Source organism: Kitasatospora sp. NBC_01300 (assembly GCF_041435235.1).
Taxonomy (GTDB): domain Bacteria; phylum Actinomycetota; class Actinomycetes; order Streptomycetales; family Streptomycetaceae; genus Kitasatospora.
Genome location: NZ_CP108408.1, coordinates 1,044,504 through 1,065,538, shown reverse-complemented (window position 1 = coordinate 1,065,538; position 21,035 = coordinate 1,044,504). Strand labels below are relative to the sequence as shown.

General features: G+C 73.6%; 21 protein-coding genes and 2 pseudogenes. 10 read left to right on the top strand and 13 right to left on the bottom strand.

The genetic code is table 11. The features are described 5' to 3' along the window. Positions 1–96: 96 nt before the first annotated feature. From OG556_RS04525 to OG556_RS04510, 4 genes are all read left to right on the top strand, one after another. Positions 97–987 (top strand): polysaccharide deacetylase family protein, encoded by an 891-nt coding sequence (locus tag OG556_RS04525; RefSeq protein WP_371515974.1) that lies wholly within the window; start codon positions 97–99, stop codon positions 985–987. Positions 988–1,164: 177 nt separating this feature from the next. Continuing rightward, a complete protein-coding gene (locus tag OG556_RS04520; protein WP_371515973.1) occupies positions 1,165–1,497 on the top strand; it encodes a hypothetical protein in 333 nt (110 codons plus the stop codon). 139 nt (positions 1,498–1,636) lie between these two features. Next, positions 1,637–2,509 carry a sulfurtransferase gene (locus OG556_RS04515; RefSeq protein ID WP_371515972.1) on the top strand — a complete coding sequence of 291 codons (873 nt, stop codon included), beginning with the start codon at positions 1,637–1,639 and terminating at the stop codon, positions 2,507–2,509. A gap of 209 nt (positions 2,510–2,718) precedes the next feature. Further along, the gene (locus OG556_RS04510; RefSeq protein ID WP_371515971.1) at positions 2,719–4,248 is read left to right on the top strand and encodes a M1 family metallopeptidase; all 1,530 of its coding nucleotides are present in this window, start codon (positions 2,719–2,721) and stop codon (positions 4,246–4,248) included. A 116-nt stretch (positions 4,249–4,364) separates the two neighbouring features. On the opposite strand, the gene OG556_RS04505 is transcribed toward OG556_RS04510, so the two are convergent. From OG556_RS04505 to OG556_RS04490, 4 genes are all read right to left on the bottom strand, one after another. Beyond that, complete coding sequence (locus OG556_RS04505) at positions 4,365–5,237, bottom strand: aminoglycoside N(3)-acetyltransferase (RefSeq protein WP_371515970.1); 873 nt, start codon at positions 5,235–5,237, stop codon at positions 4,365–4,367. Positions 5,238–5,379: 142 nt separating this feature from the next. Then, a complete protein-coding gene (locus OG556_RS04500) occupies positions 5,380–5,781 on the bottom strand; it encodes a hypothetical protein (RefSeq protein WP_371515969.1) in 402 nt (133 codons plus the stop codon). Continuing rightward, positions 5,670–6,281 carry a hypothetical protein gene (locus OG556_RS04495; RefSeq protein WP_371515968.1) on the bottom strand — a complete coding sequence of 204 codons (612 nt, stop codon included), beginning with the start codon at positions 6,279–6,281 and terminating at the stop codon, positions 5,670–5,672. The genes OG556_RS04500 and OG556_RS04495 overlap by 112 nt, the downstream gene beginning before the upstream one ends. Before the next feature lie 99 nt (positions 6,282–6,380). Further along, on the bottom strand, positions 6,381–7,742 hold the full coding sequence (locus OG556_RS04490) for a condensation domain-containing protein (protein ID WP_371515967.1): 1,362 nt from the start codon (positions 7,740–7,742) through the stop codon (positions 6,381–6,383). A gap of 239 nt (positions 7,743–7,981) precedes the next feature. Between OG556_RS04490 and OG556_RS04485 the strand changes: the two genes are divergently transcribed. Further along, complete coding sequence (locus OG556_RS04485; protein ID WP_371515966.1) at positions 7,982–9,256, top strand: MFS transporter; 1,275 nt, start codon at positions 7,982–7,984, stop codon at positions 9,254–9,256. Positions 9,257–9,390: 134 nt separating this feature from the next. On the opposite strand, the gene OG556_RS04480 is transcribed toward OG556_RS04485, so the two are convergent. Continuing rightward, a complete protein-coding gene (locus OG556_RS04480; protein WP_371515965.1) occupies positions 9,391–10,233 on the bottom strand; it encodes a class I SAM-dependent methyltransferase in 843 nt (280 codons plus the stop codon). A 302-nt stretch (positions 10,234–10,535) separates the two neighbouring features. Here OG556_RS04480 and OG556_RS04475 point away from each other — a divergent pair. Next, positions 10,536–10,761: pseudogene (locus OG556_RS04475) on the top strand (DUF664 domain-containing protein); the annotation flags it as partial. A gap of 15 nt (positions 10,762–10,776) precedes the next feature. On the opposite strand, the gene OG556_RS04470 reads toward OG556_RS04475, so the two are convergent. Together OG556_RS04470 and OG556_RS04465 are read right to left on the bottom strand one after the other, a co-directional pair. Continuing rightward, positions 10,777–11,271 (bottom strand): hypothetical protein, encoded by a 495-nt coding sequence (locus OG556_RS04470; protein WP_371515964.1) that lies wholly within the window; start codon positions 11,269–11,271, stop codon positions 10,777–10,779. Between the two features lie 183 nt (positions 11,272–11,454). Next, the gene (locus OG556_RS04465) at positions 11,455–13,032 is read right to left on the bottom strand and encodes a CehA/McbA family metallohydrolase (RefSeq protein WP_371515963.1); all 1,578 of its coding nucleotides are present in this window, start codon (positions 13,030–13,032) and stop codon (positions 11,455–11,457) included. Positions 13,033–13,231: 199 nt separating this feature from the next. Here OG556_RS04465 and OG556_RS04460 point away from each other — a divergent pair, with 199 nt between their 5' ends. Beyond that, entirely contained in the window at positions 13,232–14,182 is a 951-nt protein-coding gene (locus OG556_RS04460) for a polysaccharide deacetylase family protein (RefSeq protein WP_371515962.1), read from the top strand. 61 nt (positions 14,183–14,243) lie between these two features. Here the strand turns inward: OG556_RS04460 and OG556_RS04455 are convergent, their stop codons facing one another. Both OG556_RS04455 and OG556_RS04450 read right to left on the bottom strand, forming a co-directional pair. Then, complete coding sequence (locus OG556_RS04455; RefSeq protein ID WP_063346419.1) at positions 14,244–14,627, bottom strand: barstar family protein; 384 nt, start codon at positions 14,625–14,627, stop codon at positions 14,244–14,246. 41 nt (positions 14,628–14,668) lie between these two features. After that, positions 14,669–15,322, bottom strand: coding sequence for a 4'-phosphopantetheinyl transferase (locus OG556_RS04450; protein ID WP_371515961.1), 654 nt, complete (start codon positions 15,320–15,322; stop codon positions 14,669–14,671). Positions 15,323–15,339: 17 nt separating this feature from the next. Between OG556_RS04450 and OG556_RS04445 the strand changes: the two are divergent. Then, positions 15,340–15,651, top strand: a pseudogene (locus tag OG556_RS04445) (hypothetical protein); the annotation flags it as partial. A 65-nt stretch (positions 15,652–15,716) separates the two neighbouring features. Continuing rightward, a complete protein-coding gene (locus OG556_RS04440) occupies positions 15,717–16,526 on the top strand; it encodes an SMP-30/gluconolactonase/LRE family protein (protein ID WP_371515960.1) in 810 nt (269 codons plus the stop codon). A 42-nt stretch (positions 16,527–16,568) separates the two neighbouring features. Here OG556_RS04440 and OG556_RS04435 read toward each other — a convergent pair whose 3' ends face one another. Next, on the bottom strand, positions 16,569–16,778 hold the full coding sequence (locus tag OG556_RS04435) for a hypothetical protein (protein WP_371515959.1): 210 nt from the start codon (positions 16,776–16,778) through the stop codon (positions 16,569–16,571). 261 nt (positions 16,779–17,039) lie between these two features. Between OG556_RS04435 and OG556_RS04430 the strand changes: the two genes are divergently transcribed. Continuing rightward, on the top strand, positions 17,040–17,525 hold the full coding sequence (locus OG556_RS04430) for a cysteine/serine endopeptidase inhibitor (protein WP_371515958.1): 486 nt from the start codon (positions 17,040–17,042) through the stop codon (positions 17,523–17,525). 197 nt (positions 17,526–17,722) lie between these two features. On the opposite strand, the gene OG556_RS04425 is transcribed toward OG556_RS04430, so the two are convergent. The 3 genes from OG556_RS04425 to OG556_RS04415 form a co-directional block, all read right to left on the bottom strand. Further along, entirely contained in the window at positions 17,723–18,877 is a 1,155-nt protein-coding gene (locus OG556_RS04425; protein WP_371515957.1) for a serine hydrolase domain-containing protein, read from the bottom strand. Positions 18,878–19,124: 247 nt separating this feature from the next. Further along, the gene (locus tag OG556_RS04420; RefSeq protein WP_371515956.1) at positions 19,125–19,643 is read right to left on the bottom strand and encodes an NUDIX domain-containing protein; all 519 of its coding nucleotides are present in this window, start codon (positions 19,641–19,643) and stop codon (positions 19,125–19,127) included. Further along, positions 19,640–20,866 (bottom strand): helix-turn-helix transcriptional regulator, encoded by a 1,227-nt coding sequence (locus tag OG556_RS04415; RefSeq protein WP_371515955.1) that lies wholly within the window; start codon positions 20,864–20,866, stop codon positions 19,640–19,642. The genes OG556_RS04420 and OG556_RS04415 overlap by 4 nt, the downstream gene beginning before the upstream one ends. Between the last annotated feature and the right edge of the window lie 169 nt (positions 20,867–21,035).

Here is a 21,035-nt window from a genome sequence, read left to right as displayed (position 1 = left end):
GGGAGGGCGGGGTGTGCTTGCGCCGTCGGAGTGGTGATCGGGCCCGTCTGAGGCGCCATCGGGGAGCGGCGGCGGCACACGGGGGATGCATTCGGAATGTTGTCAGATCATCAGATTTCCTCACAAAAGCCCTCGCGGCGACTGCTGCTGGTCGCGGCCGGGATGTCCCTGCTCGGGGCGGCCGGCTGCGGCAGCCCCTGGAGCGACGCGGACGACGCCGGGGCGGGTGCCACGGCGCGGCCGCCGGGTGCCGCGCCGGAGGCCGCAGGGTCGTCCGCCGGGCCGGAGGCGGCTCAGGCCGCCGCCCCCTCTGCGGCGCCCCCGCCCGCCCCCGCGGCTGTGCCGCCGCCCGCCGACCAGCCGATGCCCGCCCGCCGGCGGCTCACGGAGGAGGAGGCCAAGCCGGTCAACGAACTCGACCCGAGCCAACGGGTGGTGGGGCTCACCATCGACGACGGGCCGGATCCCCGGTACACGCCGACCGTCCTGGCGCTGCTCCAGCAGTACGGGATCCGGGCGACCTTCTTCCTGGTCGGCGAGTGCGCCGTCGAGAACACCGGGCTGGTCCGGGAGATCGCGGACCACGGCCACCACATCGGCAACCACACCTGGACCCACCCCGACCTGCGGCACATGTCCGACGAGGCGGTGCGGGACGAGCTGGAGCGCACCTCCGAGCTGCTGTACCGGACCACCGGGCGCCAGCCGTCCTGGTTCCGCGCGCCCGGCGGGGACTGGTCGCCGGTCGCGATCAGGGTGACCACCGAGCTCGGGATGCGGCCGATGGGCTGGACGGTGGACCCGGAGGACTGGGCCACGCCCGGGACCGCGGTGATCACCGAGCGGATCCTCAAGAACGTCCGGCCCGGGTCGATCGTGCTCAATCACGACGGCGGCGGCGACCGGTCACAGACGGTGGCGGCGCTGAAGGCGTACCTGCCGGTGCTGATCGACCAGGGGTACTCCTTCTCGGCCCCGGCGAACTGAGTACGGGCGTGGGGCGGCGGGTGCGGGTGACGGTTCCCGGCAGAAGTCGCGGCTTTGCCGCTTAAACCACCTGAAAGAGTGGATTGGGAGAACCGTTTCTGCTGATTTTTGGCCTCTAGGGTGATCTCGCATCAATGCATCAGGTACCGCCAGGTACCTCCTGAAAGGCCATCAATCATGCGTCTCCGCAACACCGCACTCGCCGTCGCCAGCGCCGTCGCCCTCATCCTCGCGGTTCCGACCTCCGCCAACGCCGCCACCGGCGACTTCCTCTACAAGGTCGGCCGCCTCCCCGGCGTGCCGGCCGGGCTCGCCGACCCGGAGAGCCGCGAGTGCATCAACCTGTTCGGGGCCACCGAGGCGGACCCGGCCTTCGCGCCGCAGAACCTCACCACCTCGACGGCCACCGTCTTCCTGGACTTCGACTGCAGCGGCGACGTCTACTACGTCATGAACCCCGGCAAGAAGCTCGGCGACCGGCTGAAGCTGCGCTCCGTGATCTTCTCCTGAGCGGGGTGGCCCGGGCCGGTCGGTCGGCGTAGCGTCGAACTGTCCGGCCCGGTCGCCGGCGCCCCGCCGTGCCCGTGCGCGGCTCGCTGTGCCCCTGGTCGGGCGCCGAAAGCCTGGGCAGAGCGAAGGAGGGCCTGGGATGACCGGCAACGGCTACGCACACCCCGAGGCGCTGGTCGGTACCGAGTGGCTGGCCCACCACCTGGACGACGGGACGATCCGGGTCGTCGAGGTGGACGAGGACACCACCGCCTACGACCGGGACCACATCCCCGGCGCGATCGGCTGGAACTGGACCACCGACCTGCACAGCCAGGTCGGCCGCGACTACGCCGACCGGGAGGGCGTCCAGCACCTGCTGCGGGCGGCCGGCGTGGAGGACGACACCACCGTGGTGCTCTACGGCGGCAACAACAACTGGTTCGCCGCGTACGCCTACTGGCTGCTGCGGCTGCGCGGCTTCGGGCCCGTGCGGCTGCTGGACGGCGGGCGCAAGAAGTGGGAGCTGGAGGGGCGCGGGCTCACCGAAGAGGTGATGGACTACCAGCACACCGCCTACCGGCTGACCGGGCCCGAGCGCCCGGAGCTGCGGGCGCTGCGGGACGAAGTGCTCGGCAAGGCCGAGCTGTTCGCCAAACCCGGCTCGGACGCGGTGCTGGTCGACGTCCGCTCGCCCGCCGAGTACCGGGGCGAGCTGATCGCGCCGCCGCACCTGCCGCAGGAGCAGGCGCAGGTGCCCGGGCACATCCCCGGTGCGGTCAACGTCCCCTGGTCGCAGGCGGCCAATGACGACGGGTCGTTCCGCTCGGCGGAGGAACTGCGGGCGCTGTACGCGGGGAAGGGCGTGGAACCGGAGCGCGAGGTGATCGCGTACTGCCGGATCGGCGAACGGTCGGCGCACACCTGGTTCGCGCTCACCGAGTTGCTGGGGTACCCGCACGTGAAGAACTACGACGGCTCGTGGACGGAGTACGGCTCGCTGGTGCGGGCGCCGGTGACGCTCGGCGGGTGAGGGAGGCTCGCGCGAGGGGGGCGGGGGTGCGAGGGCGGGGCGTGAGGGACGGGTGGGGCGCCGGGGGCCGGTGGGGTGTGTGACGGTGCCGCGGCGGTGTGATGTCGGCCCGTTTCTTTTCATGAACATCTCACAATTGGGGAGTGGACCGGGAGCCGCCGGGACATGGATCGATCCGACCCATCGTCCCAGTGACCCTGGAGGACCACGTGCGCAAGAGGCTGATCGTCTCCGCTGCCAGCGCCCTGAGCCTGTTCCTGGCCGTCCCCGCCTCGGCGGCCGACTTCCAACCCGGCGCGGCCGGCATCGGAGACCCGTACTACCCGACCTACGGGAACGGCGGGTACCGCGTCTCGCACTACGACATCCGGCTGAAATACCAGCCCGCCACCGACGAGCTGGAGGGCACCACCACCATCCTCGCCACGGCGACCGAGAACCTCTCCCGCTTCAACCTCGACTTCGCGCTGAACGTCCAGGAGGTCCGGGTCAACGGACGTCCGGCGACCTTCGCCACCAGCGGCGAGCAGGAGCTGGAGGTCACGCCCGCCCGCCCGCTCGCCAAGGGCAGCCAGGCCACCGTGGTGGTCCGCTACAAGGGCGTCCCGTCCACCGTGAAGAAGTACGGCTTCACCGCCTGGCTGCGCACGCCGGACGGCGCGGTGGCCGCCGGTGAGCCCGAGTCGGCGTGGTGGTGGTTCCCGAGCAACGACCACCCGAGCGACAAGGCCACCTTCGACGTCTCGGTCCAGGTGCCGGACGGCAACCAGGTGATCAGCAACGGCATCCTGGCCGGTGCCGTCTCCCAGGCCGGCTGGACCCGCTACAGCTGGCGCGAGAACAAGCCGCAGGCGACCTACCTGGCCACCCTCGCGGTCGGCAAGTTCGACGTCACGACCGACTCCACGCCGAGCGGGCTGCCCGTCTACAACGCGTACAGCAAGGACCTCGGCGAGAACACCGACGCGGCCAAGGCGAGCGTCGAGCGCACCGGCGAGATCGTCGACTGGCTGAGCGGCTACTTCGGCGAGTACCCGTTCAGCTCGGTCGGCGGCTACGTGCCCAACGTCAAGACCGGCTTCGCCCTGGAGACCCAGACCCGGGTCTTCTACAGCCCCCGGCAGTTCGCGCGCGGCTCCAACACCTCCGTCGTCGTCCACGAGCTGGCCCACCAGTGGTACGGCGACAGCGTCTCGGTGTCGCACTGGAGCGACATCTGGCTGAACGAGGGCTTCGCCCGGTACTCGCAGTTCCTCTGGTCCGAGCACGAGGACGAGGGCACGGCGCAGGAGCTCGCCGACTACGTCTACGCCTCGCACCCGGCCGACGACCCCTTCTGGACCGTCAAGCCGGGCGACCCGGGCGCCGCCAACCAGTTCGCGAACGCCGTCTACGACCGCGGCGCGGTGGCCATCCAGGCGCTGCGCAACGCCGTCGGGGACGACAAGTTCTTCCAGATCCTGAAGGGCTGGCCCACCGAGCGCCGCTACGGCAACGCCTCCGTGCCGGAGTTCCAGGCGTACGCGGAGAAGGTCTCCGGGAAGAAGCTCGGGGACCTCTTCGCCACCTGGCTGTTCACCGCCTCGAAGCCGGCCGTCGGGCCGGCGCCGGCCGCGGCGGCCTCGCTCGCGCCGGGTGCGGGCGCGGTTGCGGGACAGGACGCCGGGCGACTGCCGGCGGAGCCGAAGTCCTGGAAGAAGATCCAGGAGACCAACTCGCTGCACGACGAGGAGCGTTGATTCCTGGCTCCGTCGAGCCCCCGGATGCGACCGGTGACTTGGTGACCCGGTGACTTCGTGACCTGGTGACGGGCGTGGTCCGGTCGGCCGCTTGAGGAAGCGGGCGGTCGATCGGGCTACGCCGCTCCGGCGCCGTCCGCCGCCAGCAGCTCGGTGAGGCGGCGGACGGCGAAGGGTATGAGCTCCCGGACCGGGATCAGCCGGCAGGGCGCGTTGCCGACCAGCACCTCGCGGATGCCCGCCCGCTCCTCGAACTCCTTTCCCACGACAGGGAAGTGGGTGTCGTTGTCGTCTCCCACGTCGGGTGCTTCGATCCAGACCCGCTCGCCCTGGATCGCCATCGGGAAGCGCCGGAGCTTGAGGCGGCGGTTGGGCGCGAAGGTCTCGGCGTAGTGCAGGAAGGTGTTGCGGTTGTGCCCGACACCGATCAGCAGCACGTACCCGCCGAGGTCGTGCAGCGCGCCGAAGGGCGACTCGCGGCCGACCGCGAAGCCCAGCGAGCGGCGGGCGGTGACCTCGCGGGCGTGCGCCCCGACCGCGGCGACCGAGGCCTGTGGATGCGTGCTGCGCAGGCTCTCCGGCAGCGCGCGCAGCGCCTCCGGTACGGCGCCCATCGGGGAGGGGAGCCCGGGGTGGAACAGCGGGACGGCGGCGCGCCGTTCGGCGACCTCGGGGCTCGGCAGGCCGGTGTGCTCCGGCACTGGGTCCCGGACGAGGGCGGTGGTGAAGGTGGGCACCGCGACCGTGCCGCCGGGCCCGACCGCCTCGCGCAGGCTGGCCACCACGGCCGCGGCGCCGCCGTCGACCCGGCCGAGGCTGGAGAGCGAGGAGTGCACGATCATCGCCATGCCCTCGCGGACGCCCACCCGCCGCCAGCCCTCGACGAGATCGGCGGTGCTGAGCGGCGCTTCGAGCGGTGCGTCGAGGGGCGCGTCGAGCGGGGTGGTGCGCGGGCCGGCGCTGTGCGCGGTGGTGCGGTGCGCGGTCATGGTGCCCCCTGGTGGTGCTGTGCAGGTGCTGGTGGGATCGTTCGGGGCCGACCATAGCGCGTGCCACTGACAACCGGTCAGGACGGGGTGGCCGTCCGGCAGTCCGCCCTGCCCGGTCGTGCGGTGCGGGGCCGACGGCCGTTCAGGGCCTCGAACCCGTCGCTTCGGCCAGCACCCGGGCCTCCTGCTCGGGCGTGAAGCCGTGGCCGAGGGGCGGTTCGCCGCGATCGCGGTCCCAGGCGAGCACGTCGGCGGCGGTGACCGCGAGCGGGGTCGCCGGCATCCCGGCCGCTCTGGCCCGGGCGGCGCTGCGCTGCTGCCCGGGCCAGAGCGGCACGTCCCGGACCAGCGGGAAGAACGGCGGCGGCGCGCTCTCCGGCGGCACCGGGACGACCTCCACCTCGGTGCCCGCGACCTCGGCGCAGGTGGCGATCAGCCCGCCCAGCGTGGTCGGTTCGGCCGGGCCGACGGCGTGGAAGGCGCCCGTCCGGTCGTCCTGGAGCAGCCGGACCACCAGCCGGGCCAGGTCGCGCGCGTCGACCACCTGGACGGGCTGCTCCGGCCGCCCCGGCAGCGCTTTCCGGGGCGCACGATCGTCGCCCGGTCCCCGTAGCGGGCGGTGACGTCGTCCTCGCAGGCCACCTTGAGCCGGCCGTACGTCTCCTCGGTGAGCTGCTCGGCGTCGCGCAGCGGCGCGCGGCGCGGGACGGACTCGTCCGAGCCGGGGGCCAGACCGCTGCGCTCGTACACCGCGTGGCTGGAGATGAACAGGTAGCGGCCGACCCGGTCGCCGAGCGCGTCCATGGCCTGGCCGACCTGGCGGGGGCGGTAGCCGCTGACGTCGACCACCGCGTCCCAGCGGCCGTCGCGCAGGGCGGTGTAGTCGCCGGTGTCGCGGTCGCCGATCAGGTGGGTGGCGGCGGGGAAGAGGCCGGGGTTGGTCCGGCCGCGGGTGAACAGGGCGACCTCGGCGCCACTGCGCAGGGCGTCGTCGGCGATCGCGCGGCCGACGAAGGAGGTGCCGCCTAGGAGGAGGATCCGCATGGGTCCAGCCTAGCGGCGGGGCCAACAGGCCCTGAGGGAAAGGCGGGTGTGGGGTGCCGGAGGGCGCCGCGTGGTGCGCGGCGCCCTCCGGCACCGGGCCTAGGCCGCCGCTCCGGCGGTGCGGGCCTCGGTGAGGATCAACTCCTCGATCCCGTACAGGAAGCGCTCCATCGCCGGGCGGGGGAGCACCGCTGGGTCGGCCGTCATGGCCAGGCTCAGCGCGCCCGGGGACTGCAGCGCGTCCAGGGCGTAGGTCAGGCCGGGGCGGGGCTCGAACTCCAGCGGCCAGGTCAGGGTGGTCCCGCCCTCGCCCTCGCCCGCGCCGGTGTCGGGGGAGGCGGCGACCAGCTCGCGGGTGTCGTTGAAGATGCAGGACCGGTCCGCGAGCGGGACGCCCTCGGCGGCGAGCCGCCCGATCTCGGCCTCCAGCCGGAGCTTGTCGTAGTAGGCGTGGCGGTAGGCGCCGATCGCGGCGGCGTTGGTGCGCCGGACGACGTCCCTGAACTCGGCGGTGGCGTCCGGGAGGTGGAACAGTCCGTCGCCCGCGACCACGCTCACCGCGTTGGTCAGCTCGGGCAGGAAGCGGTTGCTCACCACGACGTTCAGCACCGCGTCCGTCGAGCCCGACAGCCGGGCCGTCATCGCCGCCGTCGCCGCCAGCAGCACCGAGGAGGACGTCACCCGGTGGGCGGCCGCCACCCGGTCCACCGTGCGGGCCAGCGCGGGCGAGCGCAGGACGGCGTTCGGGAACCTGGGGGCCGGCGTGGCGGGCTCGCCGGGCGGGGGGAACAGCCGGGTCGGCGCCAGCCGCAGCTTGCGCAGGAACTGCTTGCGGGCGCCCTCGTCCCGTTGCCGACCGCGCTCCGAGGTCTGGAACGCCGCCTCCTCCAGCGGTTGTTGGGCGGGTTCGCGGATCTCGGCCAGCTCGGCCGGCGAGGTGCCCTGGCAGAGCGCGGTGAGGTCGGCCACCAGGCGGCTCATCCCCGTGCCGTCGACCGCGGTGTGCGAGAGCACCAGGCTCACGTACCGGGCCGACCCGCCCGCCGCCACGACGCCGACCCGGATCGGCCACTGGGTGGCGGTGTCGAACGGCAGCGCCGCCAGCTCCTCGTGCAGCCGCGCGCCCGCCTCGGCCGCCTCGGCCGGTTCCGCGCAGTGCCGCACCTCCACCTCCAACCTGCCCTCGGGGTCGACTACTTGGCGCAAGCGGCCGGCCTCGCCCGGCACCAGGCGGGTGTGCAGCGAGTCGTGCAGGTGGAGCAGCTTCTCCAGGCCGGCGAGCAGGGCGGGCAGCGGCAGCCCGGGGTCGAGCGGCGCCGCCGCGGCGATGTTGTAGCGCGGCGCGTCGGCCGGGGCGAGCCGGCTCACGGCGTCCCGGATGGCCTGTTGGCCCCAGGTGGCAGGGCCGGTCCCGGCCCGGCCGGACGAGAAGGCGATGTGCAGCAGTTGACGAGTGGTCACCGTGTGGCTCTCCGATGTGGCGGTGGATCGTGACGTCGTGCCGGTGCGTTGGGAGCGCGGATGCTGCTGGGGAGAGTGTGGCGCACCGCCCGCCCGCCGTCGAGGTCCGGCGGCCAGGGTGTGGGGCCCGGAGGGCGGGCGCGGCCGGGGCTTCCACATCTATCTCGACGTGAAGTATCTTGATGTCGAGATTGATGTCGATCATGCAACGGGGGCCTGCCATGCGGGGGAACGGACTGATGGCGCAGCTGCGGAAGCCGCCGGGCGGGCGGGACGCGCGGATCATGCTGCTGGCGCAGTGCGTCGACCGGACCGGGAGCGGGGTGTGGGCGGCGGCCTCGGTGCTGTACTTCACCTACGTGTGCGCCATGGACGCCCGGCAGCTCGGCGTGCTGCTGGGCGTGGGCGCGGCGGCGGGGATCGCCGGCTCCCCGCTCGCCGGGCGGGCGGCCGAACGGCTGCCGGTGCGGTGGCTGCTGATCGGGTGCCACCTGCTGCGGATCGGGACGATGGGCCTGCTGCTGGTCGTCGACGACTTCGCCACGCTGCTCCCCGCCGTCGCCCTGACCTGCCTGGCCGAACGGGCGGCCAAGACCCTGGAGATGCTGTTCGCCACCCGGATCGCGGGCGAGCGGCGCGGCACGTACCAGGCGCTGTTCCGCAGCGTGGCCAACGCCGGGTACGCGCTCGGCGCGGGCATCGCGGCGATCGGCCTGGCGATGGGCACCACGACCGCCTACCGCGCGCTGATCGTGGCCAACGCGCTCTCCTTCGTCCTCGCCGCCGTCCTGGTCTGGCGCACCCGGGAGCCGGCCGGGCGCGGCCTGGTCGCGGCGGCCTCCGGCGAGGAGCCCGCCGCCGCCCCGGCGGCCGTGCCCAGCCCCTGGCGCGACCGGGGCTACCTGCTGTTCGTCGCGCTGGACATGCCGCTGAACCTCGACGACTCGATCCTCAACGTCGGCCTGCCGCTCTGGCTCGTCCACCACACCGGCGCGCCGCACGCCGTCGTCCCGGCCTTCCTGATCCTCAACACGGTGCTCGTGGTGCTCCTGCAACTGCGCGTCTCGGCGCGGGCGGAGGGCCCGCGCGGGGCGGCCGCGGCGGTGGGCTGGTACGGCCTGACGCTGCTCGGCTGCTGCCTGCTGACCGCGCTCGCCACCGGCGGCGGGCCGTGGACGGCCTCGCTCGCGCTGCTCGCCGCGGCGATGCTGGTCACGCTGGCGGAGCTGATGCGCTCGGTGAGCTCCTGGGAGCTGGCGGTCGTCCTGGCGCCCCCGGGGGCCCGGGCCTCCTACCTGGGGGTGGCCGGGATGGCCCAGTCGGTGCAGAAGTCGGTGGGCCCGCTGCTGCTCACCGGCGTGGTGATGACGGCCGGTCCGGCCGGCTGGCTGGCCCTCGGCGCGGCGACCGTCGGCCTCGGCGCGCTCCAGCGCCGGGCCAGCCTGCGCCGGCTGGCGGCCCTGGCCGGCCCGGCGGCCGAGCCGTCGCCGCGGGTGGGCGCGGCGGTCGGCTGATCCGGCGCGTCGCGGCCGCCGGGGGCCCGCCGGGCCCGGTGCCACCGGCGGGCCGGAGCGGATGGCGGAGGGGGGCGTCAGGGCCTGGTGGCGTGCGGACGGGGGGGTCGGCCGCGCTGCCGCAGGGCGGCTCGTCAGATCATCTGGCGGGCCATTTCCGCCGGCCCGGGCCGGGTGGCGGTGACGACGTGGTAGTCGAGGAGGCCGCTGCGCCAGGCGGGGAGGAAGTTGCGGCTCCAGTGACCGGGCGGGACGGCGTCGGTGAGGTAGCGGTCGAGGCCGGGCCAGACGGCGTCGCCGATGGACTCGGTGGTGATGGTGGTGTAGCCGGCCGCGGTGAGGTCGCTGGTGAAGGTGGCGAGGGGGTGGGGGACGTCGAGGCCGTCGGCGAAGCTGGCGAGGAGGATGCTCAGGCGCTCGGTGATGTCCGGTCCGGCGGCGGCGAAGAAGGTGGTCACGACGAGGCGGCCGCCCGGGCGTAGGACGCGGGCGGTCTCGCGGGCGAAGCCGGTGAGCTCGCGGAAGTGCTGGGCGGCCTCGACGGAGTAGACGCCGTCCAGGGAGGCGTCGGCGAAGGGGAGTTGGTTGGCCGATCCGAAGGTGTAGGCCAGCCGATCGGGGTAGGTGGCCAGGGCTTTGGCGTTGACGGCGCGGGCGCGCTCGATCTGGTCCGGGTGGATGTCGACCCCGGTCACGCCCCCGAACCGGAACTCACGCAGGGCGAGCGCCGCGCCGAGCCCGCGCCCGCAGCCGACCTCGGCCAGCCGCAGCCGCTCCCGTGGCTCCGCGAACTCCCGCAGGACCCGCCGGTAGAGCTGCTCCTGGCTGTGGACCCGGTCCTCGGTCGTCGGGGCGGTGAGGTCCATGTCCTGCCAGTAGCCGAAGTTGATGAATCCACCGGCGAAGCTCGCGGCCCGGGACAGATCGCCGGCACCGTAGGTCCGGCGTACGGGGGCGGGGATGTGGTCGTGGCTCATGATGGTCGGTCTCCCGGTGTGTGATGTACCCGGTCTCGGCGGTGGAGTGACGACCCCGGACCGGGGGCGCTTGAACGTGCGGTGTGGCGGTGTGGCGGCGCTGCGACCGGCTCCGCGGTGCTCGGCGCCCGTCGGGCGCGCCGAGGTACGTACCCAAACCGGTGGTGATCCGAACACGGTACGTGATGGACCGCGGTCCGGGGCGGGAAAGGGGCGCGGAGGTGGCCCGGGGGGCTCAGAACACCGCCGCACTACCGGGGGCGGCTACCGGGCGCGCGGGACGGCGGCTTCCAGGCCGGTGCGATGCCACCGGCGCCACCCGGGCCGAGGCCTTCGCCGCCCGGCAGGCCGAGGGAGAACACGCGCGCCGTATCGAGCGCGCCGCCGAGACCCTCGACGTCACCGGGGCCAGGCCCGGTGGGACGCCGAGGTGTCGCTGCGGCCGGTGATGTCGCACCTGATCCACGACTGCGCCGGCACAGCGGGCACGCCGACTTCCTCCGGGAGGCGGTCGACGGGGGGGCGTAGCCGCGCCCCGTGGGGCTACCAGCCGAGGAGGTGGGTGCGGCGGGTGAGGGCGGTGAGGATGGATTCGGCGGCGCCGGCGGGGGTGAGGGAGCTGGTGTCCAGGGTGTGCGGGCCGGGGACGGCGCCCGGGGTGGGCTGGAGGACGACGAGGTGGAGGGCGGCGCCGGTGGTGCGGCTCTCGCGGCGGAAGGTGTCGAGGGTGGGCGGGGCGGCCGGGCACTCGACGACGACCTGGTAGCCGCCGGTCGCGTAGGCGAAGGCGGCCTGCGCGGCGGCGGCGAGGGCGGTGGTGTTCTGCCTCTCGGCCTCGGGGAGGTGCGGCGGGAGCTGGCCGCGCCGGATGACCCGCAGGAAGTCGTGCGCACGCAGGTGGACGCTCGGGTGCAGCTCCTCCGCGAGCCGGCTCGCGACCGGGCTCTGGCCGGCCCCGGCCGGGTCGACGAGGACGAGGACGCCGCCGGCGCCCCGGCCGCCCCCGAGCTCCGGCCCACCTACGGTCGTACGGTTCACAGCTGCTGATCCCTTCGCGGGCCGGGGACGGACGGGTAGCCGGGGCGAGGCGGTCGGAGTGCGGACGGGCCGGCCGGCCCGGATACGGACAGCCGACCGCCTCGTCCCTACGACTGGTGCTTTCGGGGATCAACCTAGTCCACGCCGGTGCCCCGAGTCGTCCCCACTCCTGGACCGGAGCGCTCAGCGGTCCTCGACGCGCAGCACGATCGGGTTGGTCAGGGCCGCCATCGGGCCCCACGGGAGGTCCGGGCCCATCGCGTTGCCCTTGCCGGGCGACCCGTCCGGCTTCGGGTGGCGGACCTCGGCCCGGACGTAGGCGGCGAGCGAGGCCGTCGTGCGCCAGACCACCGTGCCGGAGCCGTCGGCGGGCAGTGACTCCTGGTGCAGCTGGCCCTCGTCGGTGAGGAGGCGGACCGTCCCGCCGGGGACGCCGGAGACGGTGAGCCGGACGTCCAGCGGGGCGTCCGCCGGGACGGCCAGCTCCTCGCCGATGCCGGCCCGGCGGCCGTGCCCGGTGACGGTGAACTCCAGCTGGACGGCGGCGGATTCGGCGAGCCAGCTGCGCCCGTCGCGCAGCCCGTCGAGGATCGCGTCCCGGGTGAGGTCCTCGGCCAGGACGACGTTGTGCGGGGAGCCGATGACCTGCGGGGCGCTGTGCGCGTCGCTGTTGCCCAGGGCGGGCAGCCAGGAACGGCCCTCGCGCAGGGCGACGGCGAGCCGGCCGTCCCAGGTGTCGACCGCGGACTCGTCGTCGTACGTCCAGGGCCCGTTCCACACCTCGACGCCGTCGGCCTGCTCGTAGCCGAACTTCCACTGGCAGGCGACGTACGGGCAGTACGGGTGCGCGGGTATCACCAGGCCGCCGGAGCGGTGGACCTGGCGGACGAAGCGCGGGTACTCCTCGTCGCGGGAGCGGTAGCGCCAGTCGACGAACTGGCCCGCTTCGAGACCGAGGGCCAGCCAGTGGCCGTTGCGGGTGGTGATCTCCTCGCCCGGGACGATCAGCAGGTCGGGGCCGGCCAGCGGGCCCCAGACCGCGTGCGAGGAACTGGTGTTGTGGTCGGTGGAGACGATGAAGTCCAGGCCGGCCGCGCGGGCGCCGGCGGCCACCTCCTCCGGGAGGCGCCGTCCGTCGGAGTGCACGGTGTGCAGGTGGCAGTCGCCCCGGTACCAGGCGCGGCCGCGGCCGCGGGCCCGATCGGACGGGTAGAGCGGGGTGAACGCCGGCCCGGGGGCGCCGAACCGGAGGGTGACCTGGACGTGGTAGTCCAGCCCCTGCGGCGCGATCTGGTAGGGGCCGAGGGCGAGGTGCCAGGTGCCCGGGTTGATCGGGCCGGGGAGGTAGCCGGGGGTCGCGGTGTCGCGGGCGAGGCTGAACTCGGTGCGGAAACCGCCGGACCAGCCGCGGAAGCCGGGGCCGCCGAGGTCGGTGCCGCGTTCGTCGAAGATGCCGATGTCGCAGGAGTTGCCGGGGGTGCCGGCCGGGACCGGGGGCTTGTCGTAGCCGTAGCTGACGGCGATCTCGCGGACGCCGGCGGGGACCTCGACGGGCAGGTAGACGAAGTCGGGGGCGCCGGTGGGGAGGTGGCCGGTGAGGGTGAGGGTCCGCTCGGTGCCGGGGGTGCCCGGGGTGCCGGGTGCGGAGGCGGCGGCGGGGGTGGTCGCCGCGAGGCCGAGGGCGGCGGCGGCTCCGGTGGTGAGGCCGGTGCGGAGGAGGTCGCGACGGGCGGGGCGTGGGGTGTCGTGGTCGGCGGGCATCGGGTCCTCCGGGTCGGGGCGGGCGGGTCCGTCCGGGCCCTTACCCGTGGCGGTGAATCAGGGGTGAGCCGGGGCCCACGGGCGGGGGGCGGGTCGGTGAAGGGGGTCGCCGTCGGCCGGGTCGGCGAGTTGCGGGCGGTGACGAATGGTCCGTTCATATTCATAACGAGCGGATCGGATCATCGCGGAGGAGGCGGGTGTGGCACTGAGTCGGCGGGCGCTGCTGGCGGCGGTGGCCGGGAGCACGCTGGCGGGGTGCGGGCGCTCGGTGGGCGGCGGGACGGCGGCCCCGGCGGCGCCGGTGGTTTCCGCTTCGGGTTCCGGGGCCTCGGAGCCATCCGAGCCCCCCGAGGCCTCGGCGATATCGGCGGCGACGCCGTCGGAGCCCCCGACGACCGCCCCGACCGCCGCGCCCACTCCGACCGCTGCGCCCGGGCGCCGGGAGCCGACCCGGGCCGAGCTGGTCGTCCGGTACGGCGGCACCGCGCCGAAGCAGTGGGGGATGGAGGTCACCGGGGTGACCACCAAACTGCCCGACGGCGAGAGCGCGACGGCGCTCACCTTCGACGCCTGTGGCGGCCCCGGCGGGAGCGGGTACGACGCCGACCTGATCGACTTCCTGCGGAAATGTTCCGTCCCGGCCACGCTCTTCCTGAACGCCCGCTGGATCGACGCCAACCCGGACGTGTTCAGGCAGCTCGCCGCCGACCCGCTCTTCGAGATCGGCAACCACGGCACCGTCCACCGCCCGCTCTCGGTCACCGGCCGCTCCGCCTACGGCATCGCCGGCACCGGTGGCGTCGGCGAGGTGTACGACGAGGTCGCGGGCAACGCGCACAAGCTCGCCGGGCTGCTCGGCCACCCGGTGAGCTTCTTCCGCTCCGGTACCGCGCACTACGACGACGTCGCCGCCCGGATGGTCGCCGACCTGGGGGAACGCGCCGCGGGCTTCACCGTGAACGGCGACGGCGGGGCGACGCTCAGCGCCGCCGAGGTGCGGCAGGAGATCGCGGCGGCCCCGCCGGGGGCGATCGTGATCTGCCACATGAACCACCCGGGCGGCGGCACCGCCCCCGGGGTGGCGGCGGCGGTGCCGGGGCTGCTGGCGGCGGGGCGGCGCTTCGTCCGGCTGTCGGACGTGCTGCGGTGAGGTGCGGGGCGGCGCGCTGCGGTGACGTACTGCGGCGACGTGCGCGGACCGCGCTGCGGCGTTAGGCCAGTCGGAGGCCTCCCGGGTGCTCCTCCTCGATGATCCGGACCAGCCAGTCGAACACCGTCGGCCCCTTGCCGGCCCGGGCGGCGGCGAGGTCGGCGCGGACGTGCTCGCGGTTGGCGGGGTGGCAGTGGGCCAGCCGCAGTTCCAGCTGGCGGACCGTCTCCGGGTAGCCGAGGTTGCGCCGGGAGACCGCGTGGTCGCGCCACTCGATCAGGTAGTCGCCGTCCTCGGGGGTGCCGTAGCCGCCGCGCAGGCAGTCGGCGAAGGCGTCGAGGTTCCGGCCGAAGTAGCCGTCGCTGCCGATGGTCTCACCGACCACGTCCCAGAAGTCGTCCAGCGTGTGGATCCGGGTGCCAGCTATCACATAGGTCACGGTCACGGGGTCGAGGATATGCCGAGTGCGGTCGTCGGTGCGCCGCACTACCGGGCGACCGCGATGGCGGTGGCGAGCAGGCCGTCGCCGACGGCCCAGCGGCCTTCGAAGCCCTCGATGCGGCGGCCGTTGACGTTCGGCCCGGGGACCAGCAGGCGGGCGGTGAAGGAGCCGTCGGGGGAGAGGACCAGGTCGGCCTCGCTGAAGTCCAGGAACTGCTCGGTGAGCGGGAACCACGCCTTGTACACGGACTCCTTGGCGCTGAACAGGATGCGGTCCCACGGGGTGTCGGGGTGCTCGGCGAGCAGGTCGACGATCCGCTTCCCCTCCTCGGGCAGCGCGATGACGTCCAGGATGTCGTCCGGGAGCGGCAGGGCGGGCTCGGCGTCGATGCCGACCGAGGCGAGGTCACCGGAGCGGGCGACGGCCGCCGCTCGGAAGCCCTCGCAGTGGGTGAGGCTGCCGACGACGCCGTCGGGCCAGCTCGGGGCGCCGCGCAGGCCGGGGACCAGCGGGCGGTAGGGGATGCCGAGGCGGGTGAGGGCGGTGCGGGCGCAGTGGCGGACGGTGGTGAACTCCCGGCGGCGCTTGGCCACCGCCTGGACGACGGCGGCCTCCTCGGCCGGTTCCAGCCGGGCCTCCGGCGGGTCGTCGTAGGACACCTCGGTCACGACGGCGTCCGGCAGCAGGTCCCCGATCACACGCTCCCCCTCGGTCGGTGCGCGGACGGCCGCCGCGCGGATCGAGCCTAACCCGGGTGGGGGTGGTCCCGGCGGGCCTTCCGGGGAAGATCCGCCAGGGCCGCCAACACGCCGGGGCCGCCGGGCAGGTAGGTGACGGAGTGCAGGCCGCCGGTGTCCTGGAAGGGGCCGTGCCGATCAGTTGGCGGACGGATCCGCGGCCGAGCGTCGCGGTGCTACGGTCGTCCCCACTGGGGCGGTTCGGCAGTGCGGCCGAAGTCGCGCGGGTGGTCGGCTTCCTGGCGGGCGAGGAATCCCCGTTCGTCAGCGGTACCTGCCTCGCCGTGGACGGCGGAACGACCGCGATGCTGCCCGAAGCCCGTTGCGCTGACACCTTGTTCGAGGAGGGCCCGCTGTGCGTGCCGAACCGGTCGCCGACACACCGTACCTGGAGCTGGGCGAGGGCCCGTTGTGGGACGAGCCGGCGCAACTGCTGCGCTGGATCGGCATCCCCGACCGGCGGGTGCTCACCCTGGACCCGGCCTCGGGCGCGATCGGCTCGGTCGAACTCGACGTCACCCCCGGCACCTTGATGCCGTACGGCGACGGCGGGCTGATGCTCGCCACCGAGCGCGGCTTCGAACGGCTCGACCCGGCCACCGGCCGCACCACGCTGGTCGCCGCCGTCGAGGCCGACCGCCCGGACCGCCGGATGAACGACGGCAAGACCGACCCGTACGGCCGACCGGTCGCCGGCTCGATGGGGCGGGGGGAGCCGCGCGAGCCAGGATCGCTGTACCGGCTGGAGCGCGACGGCGGCGTCCGGGCGATCCTCGGCGGGCTCGACATCCCCAACGGCCTCGCCTGGCCGGAGCCCGACCGGCTCTGGCACATCGACACCACCACGCGCCGCATCGCCCTCTACCCCTACCCCGAGCACGGCCCCCTCGGCGAGCGGATCCGCACGCTCGACGTCTCCCACCTGACGGGCTACCCGGACGGCATGACGCTCGACACCGACGGCAACCTGTGGGTGGCGTTCTGGGACGGCTGGGCGGTGCGCTGCCTCTCGCCCGAGGGCGAGGTGCTGGCGTCGGTCGAGCTGCCGGTGCCGCGCGTCACCAGTTGCGCCTTCGGCGGGCCGGACGGGCGGACGCTCTACATCACGTCCGCCCGGTCCGACCAGGAACCGCTCTCCGGAGGCCTGTTCAGCGTCCGGGTGTGAGGGGGCCGGGTCTGGCGGCGCCGGGTTCGAGGGTCTGCGCCCCTACTGCCCGAGCAGGTGGGCGAAGTCCAGCCCGAGGCTGCCGAGCACCGGCAGCGCGCCGAGGTCGGTGACGCCGCCGACGGGGATGCTGTAGCCCTGGTTCACCGCGCGGGGCGCGGGCGCGGCGTCGGCGGGTGCGGCGTTGGCGGGTGCGACGGCGGCCGGGATCAGGGCGGCGCCGAGGAGCAGGGCGGCGAGTGCGGTGCGCATGGGGCGGGGCCTCCGGGGGTGGGCGTGGTGGCCTGTCAACACCCTGTGGCGCGGTGCGGTCACGTATCTTCGCCCCTTCGGCCGTATTGGTAAAGATTCCTGACTTGTGTTCATGTCAACATGGCGGCGGTCTGGACCATGCGGCCGTCGGGTGTATACGTTCTCTCCACTCGGACGGGCATCGGGCGGTTTCGCCGAATCCCCTTGTGGCTTCGGCGACTTCTGTCTGTCATGTCCATGGCTTGAGAACCGGAGGGAACCATGCGCGCCATCAGCAAGAACCTCAGGATCCTCGCGGGCGCCCCGCTCGCGGCCGCCGCCCTCATCGCCCTCACCGCCGGCACCGCCAGCGCGGCGATACCGATCAACACGCCCATGTCCGGCAAGGCCACCTACTACAACGACGCCGGCTACGGCGCCTGCGGCACCCAGATCAACGCCTCCAACCAGATGCTCGTCGCGGTCTCCCACACCTGGTGGACCAGCGCCAACCCCAACAACGACCCGCTGTGTCAGGGCATCTCGGTCAAGGTCAGCTACCAGGGCAAGACCGTCACCGTCCCCGTCCGGGACAAGTGCCCCTCCTGCGACGCCGGTCACCTCGACCTCAGCCAGCCCGCGTTCGCCCAGCTGGCCCCGCTCGGCCAGGGCGTCATCAACGGCCTCACCTGGCAGTTCGTCAAGGCCGGCCTGAACGGCAAGACCGTCGAACTCTCCGAGCCCGTCACCGGCTCCACCATCGGCTGAGACCGCGGATGAGCGACCGTGCCCGCCCCGTGACGCGGGGGCGGGCACGGCCGTCGCCAGGGGGCCGCTTCCGGGCCCGGGTGTCTCACCGTTTCAGCGCCTCAGCGCCTCAGCGCCTCAGCGCCTCAGCGCCTCAGCGCCTCAGCGCCTCAGCGCCTCAGCGCCTCAGCGCCTCAGCGCCTCAGCGCCTCGGGGCCTCACCGGCAGAGCGCGGCGTCGACGGCGTCGGCGACGCGCTGCTTGACGTCGGCGGAGGGCAGGGTGGTGACGGCGATGTCGGCGGCGCGACCGTCCTCGGTGACACCACCGCGGGTCACGTAGCCCGGGAGCGTGCCGCCGTGGCCCCAGTACACACCGCCGCAGGACAACGGGCGGCTGGCGAGCCCCAGCCCGTAACGGCCGCCGGGGCCCATGTACTCGGCGGGGACGGTGACCTGCATCTGGGCGAGCTGGGCCGGGGCCAGCAGCTCGCCGCCGAGCAGCGCACGGAAGAAGCGGTTCAGGTCGCTGTTCGTGGACACCAGGGCGCCGGCCGTCCAGGCCCAGGACATGTCCTGCTCGGTGACGTCCAGCGGCTGGCCGCCGGGCTCCTCGGTGTAGTAGCCGTGCGGGTGGCGCTCGTGCACCACCATGTCGCCCTGGGCGGGGAAGTACGTGTGACGCAGGCCGATGCGGTCGATGACCCGGTGGGTGATCTCCTCGCCCGCGGGTCGCCCGGTGACCTTCTGGATGATCAGACCGGCGAGCAAGTAGCCGGTGTTGCAGTACTTCCAGCCCTTGCCGGGCTCGAAGTCGGGCTTCTGGGCGAGCGCGAGGTCGAGCAGGTCGCGGGGCTCGTGGTACTGGGAGAGGCCCTGGTCGGGCAGGAAGTGGGTGTAGTCGGGCAGGCCGCTGGTGTGCTGGAGGATCTGGTGGACGGTGATCTTCCGCCCGTCGATCTCGCCACCGGCGCCGGTGCCCCGGACGAGGCCCGGCAGGTAGGTGTCGAGGGAGGCCTCCAGATCGACCTTGCCCTCGGCGACGAGCTGCAGGATGACGACGGCCGTGAAGGACTTGGTGTTGCTGCCCGCCCGGACCTGCCCGTCCACGGGCACCGCCGCCCCGGTGGCCAGATCGCCCACCCCGGCTGTGTAGGTGCGGGTGTGCCCGTTCCGGTCGCGTACGGTGGCCAGCGCGCCCGGCACACCGTCCTGCTGGACCAGCGCGTCGAGGCGCTGCTGGACGACGTCGGCTCGGGGCCCCGCCGCCTGGGCCGCGGGCGCGGCGGCCATGCCGAGCAGCAGGGCGCCTGCGGCGACGGCCGCTGCGCTGAGCCGGAGTGGTCGAGTCCTGTACGGCGTGGACGGGTTCACGGAGCGTCTCCTCTCGCCGGGCCGACGCGCCCGGGACCTCAAGGGCATCACGCGGCACCGGCGGCGGTCGTCCGCGCGCAGGAGGAGGACGGGCCGGAGCCGTGGTCCTGACGGTCTACGACCTGCGGTGTACGAACTGCGGTCCGGTCGTTGGTGCGTGACGGTGGGACTCACCCGAACCGGTCGCTCGATCGCCTCGAAGATGTCGGGTTGTCATCGGTCGTGTCCGCATCCCCTCGACGGCCGGTCAGAGCTGCCACGGCTCCTCCCCGTCCCGCAGGTAGCGGGTGCGGCTGTCGGCGAGTGCGCGGAGTGCGGCTTGGAGGCGGGTGCGCTGGCGCGCCCGCAGCCGGGCGGCCACCTCGGGCGCTGGGAGGAAGAGCGCTTCGGAGAGTTCGTCGTCATGGGGGCGGACGTCGGCGGCAAGGGCGGGGGCGAGGGTTCCGGCGTCGAAGATAAACGCGATCTGGTCGTCCCAGGGCCCGTGCGGTGCCACCCAGTCCACGACGAGAAGGGCGCCGACGGTGATGTCGAGGCCCAGCTCCTCCCGCAGCTCCCGCGCGGCAGCCCGGTCAGGTGGTTCGTTGGCCTCGACCATGCCGCCCGGCAGGTCCCAACCGTCCTTGTAGGTCGGGTTGACGGTCAGGAGGCGGCCGCTCACGTCTCGCAGGATGACGTCGGCCGAGACACGCTTGCGGGCCTGCCGCGCGTTGCCTTCGGAGAGGTAGGCGTTCCAGGCTTCGGTGTCGGTGGGTGCGGGCCTCACGATGAACCTCCCCGAGGTGACGGGATGATGTCGGCGAGTAGCAAGAGCCGGATTCTGCTCGCCTCGTCGAATCGTGCCAGGTATTCACGCACCGGGCCGTACTCCCGGTGCGTTCCCAGGAGATCACCCAGGCCGTCCAGTTGCCGGACGACGCGGACGGATCCGAGGGTGGGGCTGGTGGAGAGAAGCTCGGCTCCGACGGCGACGGCAGCGTCGAGGTCACCGTGTTGGGCATGGAGGCGGGCGAGGGTGATGCGGCTGAAGGCCAGCGAACGCGCGCGACCTTCCTCGCGGAGGGCCACGGCCTGTTCGCCGTGCCGGAGGGCGTCGGAGTGGCGGCCGAGGTCGGCGAAGGCCAAGGCGGACTCGCTGGCCAGCGTCGCTTGGTCGAACGGGCTCAGCCAGGGATGCGACTTGTCGGCCGCGACCGCGAGTGCTGCGTGGGCGAGGTCGAGCGATCGAATCGCTGTACCGAACTGGTCGGAGGCTGCGAGCGCGCGGGCGAGCATGGTGTGCAGCCGCGCTGTGAGGCTCGGCAGGCATGGGCCGTGCCGAGCCAGATCGATGCCGACCGTGGCCCAGTGAGTGGCCTGCGTCGGATCGTTGCGATGGAGCGCGAGGTGGCTTGTGCTCGCGGCGATGTGTGCGGCGAGCGGAAGGTCGCCGGCGGCCTGCGCGAGCGGGAACGCGCGGGCGAAGTGGCTGGCGGCGGCACAGTCACGACCCGAGTCGTGCGCCATCCAACCGGCCATCTCGGTGAGTGCGGCTGCGGCAGCGAAGACGTGTGGGCTGCTGCCGATGTCCACCAGCCGGGGAGCCACGCTCGCGGACAGGTGACGGACGACCGCGGCGTACAAACGCCCGCCGCCGGTCTGCCGGTCGGCGGTGCGGAACGCCTCCATGGCGGCGAGGTCGTCGTCGTTCGCCGCCGGGCCCGGAACGTCCGGGCCCGGCGGCGTGGACAGGGGTGTGGGTGGCTCCCACGGCCGTCGGGCGAGACCGAGCAGATGACCGGGGATGTGGAGGGCGTCGGCGATCTGCTCGAACAGTGCGAGCTTTTCGACTCGGGTCTTGCCATTCATGTAGTCATAGAGTCGGCCTTGGGTGATCTCCGCGGCCGCGGCGAGACGACGGGTACTGACACCACGGGAGTTGAGAAGCCGGAAGACGGCTCCCATGTCGCGCGCCGCGCATGCTGACAAGAGCCGCTCGTTGTCGAGCAACCCCGCAACGACCTGACGAGGGTCTGGCTGACGGTCCACCGATGGCTCCCCTGAATGCGTGAACAGATCGTACGGCCACGGAGAGTGTGGTGACTCCGACTTGGAGTCACTGGATCGGAGTCCTGTGCGTGATTCCGAAGAGGGTTGGGTGATTGCGAGCCGCCGAGGC

Excerpts from the sequence above, each read along its gene's own strand:
- OG556_RS04495 (WP_371515968.1), bottom strand. The coding sequence starts at position 6,281 with ATGCGGATCCTCCTCCTAGGCGGCACCTCCTTCGTCGGCCGCGCGATC.
- OG556_RS04480 (WP_371515965.1), bottom strand. The coding sequence starts at position 10,233 with ATGAGCCACGACCACATCCCCGCCCCCGTACGCCGGACCTACGGTGCC.
- OG556_RS04430 (WP_371515958.1), top strand. The coding sequence starts at position 17,040 with ATGCGCGCCATCAGCAAGAACCTCAGGATCCTCGCGGGCGCCCCGCTC.
- OG556_RS04515 (WP_371515972.1), top strand. The coding sequence starts at position 1,637 with ATGACCGGCAACGGCTACGCACACCCCGAGGCGCTGGTCGGTACCGAG.
- OG556_RS04505 (WP_371515970.1), bottom strand. The coding sequence starts at position 5,237 with ATGACCGCGCACCGCACCACCGCGCACAGCGCCGGCCCGCGCACCACC.
- OG556_RS04465 (WP_371515963.1), bottom strand. The coding sequence starts at position 13,032 with ATGCCCGCCGACCACGACACCCCACGCCCCGCCCGTCGCGACCTCCTC.
- OG556_RS04525 (WP_371515974.1), top strand. The coding sequence starts at position 97 with ATGTTGTCAGATCATCAGATTTCCTCACAAAAGCCCTCGCGGCGACTG.
- OG556_RS04485 (WP_371515966.1), top strand. The coding sequence starts at position 7,982 with ATGGCGCAGCTGCGGAAGCCGCCGGGCGGGCGGGACGCGCGGATCATG.
- OG556_RS04520 (WP_371515973.1), top strand. The coding sequence starts at position 1,165 with ATGCGTCTCCGCAACACCGCACTCGCCGTCGCCAGCGCCGTCGCCCTC.
- OG556_RS04435 (WP_371515959.1), bottom strand. The coding sequence starts at position 16,778 with ATGCGCACCGCACTCGCCGCCCTGCTCCTCGGCGCCGCCCTGATCCCG.